This window comes from Streptomyces sp. NRRL S-495, from assembly GCF_000966955.1.
GTDB lineage: Bacteria > Actinomycetota > Actinomycetes > Streptomycetales > Streptomycetaceae > Kitasatospora > Kitasatospora purpeofusca.
Genome location: NZ_JZWY01001100.1, coordinates 1 through 5,247, shown reverse-complemented (window position 1 = coordinate 5,247; position 5,247 = coordinate 1). Strand labels below are relative to the sequence as shown.

7 protein-coding genes are annotated in these 5,247 nt (G+C 76.6%); 3 read left to right on the top strand and 4 right to left on the bottom strand.

From position 1 onward, the window contains the following. The 3 genes from VR45_RS39420 to VR45_RS39410 form a co-directional block, all read right to left on the bottom strand. Positions 1-888 (bottom strand): hypothetical protein (locus tag VR45_RS39420; protein WP_045944779.1); only part of this gene is annotated, 888 nt, incomplete at its 3' end. A gap of 128 nt (positions 889-1,016) precedes the next feature. Continuing rightward, entirely contained in the window at positions 1,017-1,847 is an 831-nt protein-coding gene (locus tag VR45_RS39415) for a class F sortase (RefSeq protein WP_234326632.1), read from the bottom strand. Continuing rightward, positions 1,834-2,379: a hypothetical protein gene (locus VR45_RS39410; protein ID WP_045944778.1), complete on the bottom strand. Its 546-nt coding sequence runs from the start codon at positions 2,377-2,379 to the stop codon at positions 1,834-1,836. Before VR45_RS39410 ends, VR45_RS39415 begins: the two co-directional genes overlap by 14 nt. A gap of 274 nt (positions 2,380-2,653) precedes the next feature. Between VR45_RS39410 and VR45_RS39405 the strand changes: the two genes are divergently transcribed. After that, positions 2,654-3,220, top strand: coding sequence for a GNAT family protein (locus VR45_RS39405; RefSeq protein ID WP_234326634.1), 567 nt, complete (start codon positions 2,654-2,656; stop codon positions 3,218-3,220). A 6-nt stretch (positions 3,221-3,226) separates the two neighbouring features. Here VR45_RS39405 and VR45_RS39400 read toward each other — a convergent pair whose 3' ends face one another. Then, positions 3,227-3,598: a metalloregulator ArsR/SmtB family transcription factor gene (locus VR45_RS39400; protein ID WP_045944776.1), complete on the bottom strand. Its 372-nt coding sequence runs from the start codon at positions 3,596-3,598 to the stop codon at positions 3,227-3,229. A 112-nt stretch (positions 3,599-3,710) separates the two neighbouring features. Here VR45_RS39400 and VR45_RS39395 point away from each other — a divergent pair, with 112 nt between their 5' ends. After that, a complete protein-coding gene (locus tag VR45_RS39395; RefSeq protein ID WP_045944775.1) occupies positions 3,711-4,697 on the top strand; it encodes a zinc-binding dehydrogenase in 987 nt (328 codons plus the stop codon). A gap of 178 nt (positions 4,698-4,875) precedes the next feature. Beyond that, a partial coding sequence (locus VR45_RS39390) for an arylamine N-acetyltransferase (protein WP_045944774.1) occupies positions 4,876-5,247 on the top strand: 372 nt, incomplete at its 3' end.

Genomic DNA, 5,247 nt, shown 5'->3' with positions numbered 1-5,247 from the left:
GGCGGGGACGGGCTGCGGCTGCTTGCCGACCGCCGCGTCCGAGCCGGCGGACGGGGAGCCGACGGGCCGGGACGGGGCCGAGGGTCTGACCGGCCCGCCTCCGGACCCGGCGGACGGGCCGGTACCGGGCGGCTTCTCCACCGCGGGCTTCTCGGCGGTCGGCGTCGGATCGGGCTCCGGGGTCGGCCCGATGCCCTCCACCTTCTGGTCGGCCAGGGCCAGCCGCACCCCGTCCCAGCGGTAGAGGCGGCCGGTCCGGAAGGAGGCGGTCGGCTCGTACAGCCACAGGTCGGTGCCGACCGTCTCGGCGCCGAACCCCTTCAGCAGGGAGACCCGGTGGATCGGCAGCAGCCGGTCGCCGGAGGCGGTGTAGACGTGCAGCACGACGGTGCCGGCGAGGCCGACGGCGAGCAGCAGCTCGGGCCGGCCGTCCCCGGTGAGGTCGCGGTACTCGGGGGCGCGCAGCTCGCAGCCCGGGCACGGTTCGAGGACCCGCCGTTCGTCCTGGGTGACGCCGGGGTCCTTGGTGAGCAGGGCGCGGATGTCCACGGCGGTGACGTCCTGCCCGGGGACGGTGAGGTCGGGGACCGGCTGCGGCGGCGGCTCCGGGCTGCGGCTCCCCGCGGGCTCCAACGGCGTCGGCGACGCGGCGGTGGGTGCACCCGGCCAGAGCGGCTCGCGGGCCGGGGAGGGCGTGACGAGTACCGCCGCGCCGTAGTCGCGCAGTTCGCCGGGGGCGGCGCAACCGACCGGGAGGGCGAGCGCCGCAGCGGCGAACAGGACGGGGAGAACGGGGAGAACGGGGCGGAGGCGGGCCCCGCGGGGCCCGCCGGCGGTGCGGCGGGGGGCGGTGCGGCGGCCGGCGGTACGGCGGGGGGCGGTACTCATCCTCCGGGGTCCTTTCCGGTCCTGTGTGCGCTGCGCGTTCTCGGTGCCTGCCCGATGCGCGTTCGATCGAGCCCCGGCCGACGTGGCGGGCGCCCGACGGGGACTCCGCCGGGCGCCGTTCGACCCCGTCAGCCTACGGGCGTCGCCGGATCGGCCAGGACGACGATGTTGTCCGTCCAGTGGCCGTCGGCCCCGATCCGGCCGCCGCAGGTGATCAGACGCAGCTCGGGCCCCTTGGTGTTGCCGTACACCGCGTCGGTGGGGAAGGTGTTCTTCGCGGTCTGGAGCAGGGCGCGGACCCGGAAGTCCACCGTGCCGCCGTCCTCCCGCCGGATCTGGATCAGGTCGCCCGGCTTCAGCTTCGGCACGTTGTGGAACACCGCCGGGCCGTGCGCGGTGTCGTAGTGCCCGATCAGGACGGCGGGCCCGGTCTCCCCCGGGGTCGGGCCGTTGCGGTACCAGCCGACCTCGTCGGCGCGGTCGGCGGCCGGCACCTCGACCGTGCCGTCGGCGTTCAGGCCGAGGCCGGTGACCGGGGCGTCCACCCCGGCCGCGGGGATCAGCAGCCTGGTCGGGGCCGAGGCCGCCAGCGGGCGGGGGGCGGCGGTGTCGGCGGAGGCAGTGCCAGTCGCCGCCGACGGGGCGGAGGCCGCGGGTGCGGGCGCCGCCGGGTCGCTGGCGCCGGGGGCCTGCCGGGCCGAGGTCTCCACCCGGACCACCGGCGGCTCCGCGCGGCCCGAGACCGCCACGGTCGCGCCGATCGCCAGGCAGAGCAGCCCGGCCGCGCCGAAGACGCTCCGGTTCAGTCCCGTCCCGCGTCCGGCGCGCCGCCCGTGGCGGCCGTGCTGCGAACCGTCCCGGGCCCGGCGGCCCCGCGCCGCCCGCACCCCGTCGCCGCCGTCCGGACCGGCGGCGACGGGGTGCGGGGAGGACCCGGGAGCGTTGTCAGCCCCGCGCACCGGAACGCCGGCGCAGCAGCGCGAAGCCGAGCGCCCCGGCGCCGATGGCGGCGACGGTGCCGCCGCCGACCAGCTTGAGGCCGGAGGAGTCGCCGGCCCCGGAGCCGTCGCCGGCCTGGGCAGCGCCCTTGGGAACCTCACGCACCTGCGGCTTGGCGTCGGTGGGCGCCTGGGGCTTCGGCGGGACGCCTTCCGGCCGCGCGGTCGGCGTGGCGGGCCGCGCCTGCTCCTTCGGCTGCTCGACCGACGGCGGGGCGGGCTGGGCCGTCGGGGGCCGCTCCGGGTGCTGGGGCGCCTTGACGGCGGGGCCGCTGCCGGCCTCGACCGGGCCTGCGGAGGGGGTGGCGGTGGGCGTGACGGGGGCGGCGGCCTTCGGGGCCGCGCTGGGCGCGCTGGGCGCGCCGCCGTCGGCCCAGGCCTGCCCGCCGGTGACGGTCGCCAGCAGGGCGGCGCCGGTCAGGGCGCAGACGGCCGTCAGCCGGGAGACGCCGGCCGAGCGCCGGGCGCGGTTGGTGGTCGTACGCAGAGCCATGCGAGCTCTCCTTCATCGTGGTGACGCGGGCTCCGGCACCCTGTGGCCGGTGCGTCCCGACTGACGGTAGGAAGCCCGTGTCGCGGTCCCCGGCCGGTCGTGTCACAGCGCTTCATCGGCTGCGTAACGGTCGCCCGGCGGTCCGGCGGGGGGATCGTGACACCCGTCCCGGCGACGGGAAATTCGCTGGTGGCGGCCGGTGCGGGCCTCGTAGCATCCGTGCGTGACCGACAGTGAGAACGCACCCGGGACCGAGGACGGCATCGAGGACGGCATCGAGGCGGCGGACCGGGAGGTGTGCTGGCGGGGCCACGGCATCGGGTTCACGGTCGTCGACGTCGACGACGCCGAACTGCTGCAGCGCTGGCGCTCCGACCCCGTGGCCGTGCACCAGATCGGCTACTGGCCGCGCGCGCTGTCCGCCCTGCGGGAGCGGCTGGAGCGCCATCGGGACGACAACGACCGGGACGACTTCCTGGTCCTGCTCCCCGACGGCACGCCGATCGGCCACATCGCCCTCTTCGACCAGGACCTCGCCGACGGCACGGCGGAGATCTCGCTGCTCATGGACGAGCACCACCGGGGCGGGGGCCACGGTTCGGCCGCGCTGGACGCGCTGGTCGACCTCGCTTTCGGCGAGCTGCCCCTGCACCGCCTCCAGGCCGTCACCCACACCGGCAACGCCCCGGCGCTCGCCGTCCTGGCCGGGGCGGGCTTCGTCCAGGAGGGTGTGCGCCGCTCGGCCTGCCTGCACCGGGGCCGCCGGTACGACGCCGCGGTGCTGTCCCTGCTCCGGCCGGAGTGGGAGGCCCTGGCCCGGCCCCGGTCCTGGGAGCTCTGACCCGTCCTAGGACGTGGCCTCGGAGCCCGGGGCGGCGTGGGTGCGGGTGTCGGCGTGGGCGTGGGCGGCCAGGACGGTGTCCAGGAGCTTGGGGAAGCGGTGCTCCAGGTCGGCCGTGCGGAGGGCGGAGAAGCGGCGGTTGGCCTCCTCGCGCTGGGTGATCAGGCCGGACTCGCGCAGCACCTTGAAGTGGTGGCTGAGGGTGGAGGGCGCGACGTCCACCGGGAAGGTGCCGCAGGCGCGTTCCGGCTCGGCACGCAGCACCCGGACGATGGTCATCCGGGTGGGGTCGGCGAGCGCGTGCAGGACGTCGAAGAGGTCGATCTCCTCGGTCGCGGGGTGGGTGGGCGCCGGTCGGCGGCGGGTGCTGCGGGGCATGGTCGACCTCCCTGATCTGCGATGTTCGACATCCATCGAAATTGCGTGGTACCACTGTCCCGCGTTCAATTTCGTAGTTCGTCGAACATCGTAGTCGAGGGGACCGACAACCATGCGCGCACTGGTGATGACCGCACCCGGCGGGTCCGAGAACTCCCAGGTCCAGGAGCTCCCGGAGCCCGAGCCCGGCCCCGGGCAGGTGACGGTCGACGTCGCCTACGCCGGACTGAACTTCGTCGACGTGATGACCCGCCGGGGCGACGCCGCGTACGCCGCCGACTGGCCGTACCGGCCCGGCAAGGAGGTGGCCGGCACCGTCCGGGCGCTCGGCGAGGGTGTCACCGGACTGGCCGTCGGCGACCGGGTGGTGGCCGCACCCGTCGGCGCCGGGCTCGCCGAGGTGGTGACCGCCGAGGCGGCGCTCACCGTGCCGCTCCCGGACGGGGTGGGGCTGCGCGAGGCCGCCGCCGTCCCCCTGGGCCTGGCCACCGCGCTGCTGCTGCTGACCGACGCCGGCCGCTTCGCCGCCGGGGACACCGTCCTGGTGCACTCGGCGGGCGGCGGGATCGGCCACGCCCTCGCCCAGCTCGTCCCGCTGCTCGGCGGCGGCCGGCTGATCGGCACCGTCGGCCGCCCGGAGAAGGCCGCCGCCGTGCTCGCCACCGGCTACCAGCACGCCTTCGCCCGCGACGAGGCACTCGCGGAGGCGGTCCGGACCGCCACCGACGGCCGGGGTGTCGACCTCGTGCTCGACCCGCTGGGCACCGAGGCCCTGGAGCTCGACCTCGCCGTGGCGGCACCCGGCGCCCGGATCGTGCTGTTCGGCAACGCGGGCGGCGGCGCCGTCGCCGATCTGCCCCCGCTCGCCCGCCTGATGGCGGGCAACCTCACCGTCACCGGCTTCAGCCACCGCGGCCTCGCCGCCACGGCGCCCGAGCGGCTCGCCCGGGCGGTCCGCCGGGTCGTCGGCCTGCTCGCGGACGGCGGTCTGGAGCTGCCCGTCACCGAACTGCCCGGCCTGGCCGCCGTCCCGGCCGCCCACGACGCGATGGCGGAGCGGCGGGCGACCGGCAAGTACGTGGTGCGGATCGGCGGCTGAGCCGGGCCCGACCACGCCGACCAGGGGCCCCCGACCAGGGACGACCGCTTCCGACCGGTCCTGACCGGCCCCGACCCGGCCCCGACCGATGTCGCGGAATGGACCTAGGTCGGAGGGTCGAGGACGACCCGAACCGCAGCCGGAGGTCCGGGCGGCGCCCGGTCCGTACGGTGGCGGTATGAGCGTCGATCTCGACAAGTACTTCGCACGCATCGGATGGGACGGCGGACGCGCTCCCACCCTCGACACGCTCCGATCACTGCAACACGCGCACGTGCTGGGCATCCCGTTCGAGAACATCGACGTGGTGGTCGGCACCGTGCCCTCGCTGGACCTCACCGATCTGGAGGCCAAGCTCGTCGCCGGCTCGCGCGGCGGGTACTGCTTCGAGCAGAACACCCTGTTCGCCGACGTGCTGGAGCAGCTCGGCTACGGCGTCACCCGGTACACCGGGCGGGTGCGGGTCGGCGCCCGGCCAGGGGAGATCCGGCCCCGCACCCACCTGGTGCTGGGCATCGAGGTGCCCGGGGGCGGCGAGGGGCCCGGGGGC